Origin of the sequence: Marinomonas sp. SBI8L (assembly GCF_001624705.1) — a bacterium.
GTDB lineage: Bacteria > Pseudomonadota > Gammaproteobacteria > Pseudomonadales > Marinomonadaceae > Marinomonas.
In genome coordinates, this window is record NZ_JSEO01000063.1 from 1 (window position 1) to 292 (window position 292).

Sequence of the window (292 nt, forward strand, 5' to 3'; positions counted from 1 at the left end):
ACTCAATCCGAAGATTGTGTTTGTTATTTCGATCTATTCAAAAAGTTAAATTGTTAAAGAGCATTTAGCGCAAAGCGCTAAGTCAGTGATTGTTTGTTCCTTAAAGAAGTAACAACAACTTGCTTAGCGTTTTCTGCTTCGACTTAAAAAGCCTGTCTTAAAAAAAGTTACCAGATAATTTGTGTGAACACTCACCAGAGCTTCATATCGTTTAAGGAGGTGATCCAGCCCCAGGTTCCCCTAGGGCTACCTTGTTACGACTTCACCCCAGTCATTGACCACTCCGTGGTAA

1 rRNA gene is annotated in these 292 nt (G+C 40.1%); it reads right to left on the reverse strand.

What is annotated here, in order from left to right:
• Nucleotides 1-212: 212 nt before the first annotated feature.
• Nucleotides 213-292 (reverse strand): 16S ribosomal RNA (locus OA91_RS23930); the annotation flags it as partial.